Origin of the sequence: Shewanella sp. 10N.286.45.A1, from assembly GCF_041470405.1 — a bacterium.
Taxonomy (GTDB): Bacteria; Pseudomonadota; Gammaproteobacteria; order Enterobacterales; family Shewanellaceae; genus Shewanella.
In genome coordinates, this window is the sequence record NZ_JBFRMK010000337.1 from 1 (window position 1) to 1,617 (window position 1,617).

2 protein-coding genes and 1 pseudogene are annotated in these 1,617 nt (G+C 39.3%); all 3 read left to right on the top strand.

The genetic code is table 11. The features are described 5' to 3' along the window. The first annotated feature begins 169 nt into the window (after positions 1 to 169). Complete coding sequence (locus AB4238_RS20725; RefSeq protein ID WP_372035350.1) at positions 170 to 316, top strand: hypothetical protein; 147 nt, start codon at positions 170 to 172, stop codon at positions 314 to 316. A gap of 4 nt (positions 317 to 320) precedes the next feature. Then, a complete protein-coding gene (locus AB4238_RS20730; RefSeq protein WP_372035352.1) occupies positions 321 to 1,238 on the top strand; it encodes a hypothetical protein in 918 nt (305 codons plus the stop codon). A 254-nt stretch (positions 1,239 to 1,492) separates the two neighbouring features. Continuing rightward, positions 1,493 to 1,617, top strand: a pseudogene (locus AB4238_RS20735) (transposase); the annotation flags it as partial.

The window sequence follows — 1,617 nt, forward strand, 5'->3', positions numbered from 1 at the left end:
GCTCCTCGCTCGTTATGTTATTGATTATTAATGGCTGGCTAGTGATTAAGTGCTGAAGTAAAATCCAGTATCCGCGATAAGCTCCTTAAGCCAGATAGTTTGAATTTGACTGAGCGGGAGGGAAGATTGGATTAATAAGGTCGCAAAGGGTTATTTAAATGGTCAAACTGTGACTCTAGAAGCTAAGACTTATGCGTTACGAGTTCAAAGACTACTTCGCAGCGGATATACATTAAAACCGATTCTAGCAAAGGTCAGTGTGCCTGCGCCTGGTAAAACGGGTGTGGCAACGGTTAAAACTGTGCCAGCAGGGTAATGAGATGAGTAAAAATTTAGAAAAATTCTTACGGAAACGCAAAAGCGTTAAAAACAATGTCATTAAGTATTTTATTGTTTATGAAAAGAATTTTGATGATTTTCAATTTTTTAATAAAAATGGTTTTTTGCGTGATCAGGTTGAGCTTAATGACGGTATTGAGCGAAATGCTTGGGAGTTTTTAAACTCACAGCTTTGCATACCACTAGATTATTTCGAGATGAAAGTTGAAGCAAGTTTTGTTGAGGATGGTTCTCTACTCAAAAAGCAATTAGCAACATGTTTAAAATATGGGCTGATTCATAACGCAATAACCTACTATAGACAAAAGCTGGCTTTAGTGCGTTATGGGCGGGAGCTGAGAAACCGAGTAGCACCCCACAGTATATTTAATTTAGCGATAGCCACAATTATAGAACGGCATGATAAAGCGGATAACTTGTTTGAATTTTTATCAGAGGGCTATAGGCGTGGTTGGATTAATCGCTCGAAAAGTCATTTGACAGATTTTATGCTTTTGCTTTTTGCTCAGTATAAAACTGAGCGCTTAAGTTGCACTGTCAATGACTTTGCTTATCAACATATTGTTGATGATTGGGATACTGCAGACCCCGATAAAATTATAAGCTACATAACGCTATTATGTGATGAGCAAGTGATGCAAGTCGCCGCGCCGCCGAGTAAATGTTTTTTTGAGTTTAATAATATGAACTGGCAGTTTATTCCTTATCCGGCATTAATGTTATTAGCATTACGTAAAGCGTGTGGTATTGACACGCCAGATATAGAACACTCTGCTTTTGGTAAGCTCAATGATATCCCTCTGGTTGACGGGGAGGATGTACATGATGAGGTTTTTGAGCAATTAACAGCCAAACTGAAACAGCAAGGTTTTGATATGAATGCCATCTTTGGCTCATAGGGCGATATGTGATAAAGGGTCAGTGTAAACTTTAATTGATACCCATACATTTGCTAATTCCACTACCCATTCTTAGACCCTTTGCACTAACGCGTTCCGACAAAAATGATCCAACGACAACATACATTTAAGCCCTGGAGCCACGAAGCTCTCGTTAACGGGTCATCTTTTTTACAAAAACTACCACAAATAACGCAATGGTGAAGCTGCCGGTGAAGGCTTCGTGATTATCAATGGCTGGCTAATGATTATCGTTTAATGGTACAACGCTCACGCAGAAATTCGCTAAAGGTGAAGTCATCGATGAGCATTTAGTGGTTCAACTCAAGCACCTTATTGCCACTTATCGCTCAAGGCTCATTGATATCAGCTGGTTTAT

Bases quoted from the DNA above. Each gene is read 5' to 3' on its own strand.
- AB4238_RS20730 (WP_372035352.1), top strand. From the start codon at position 321: ATGAGTAAAAATTTAGAAAAATTCTTACGGAAACGCAAAAGCGTTAAA.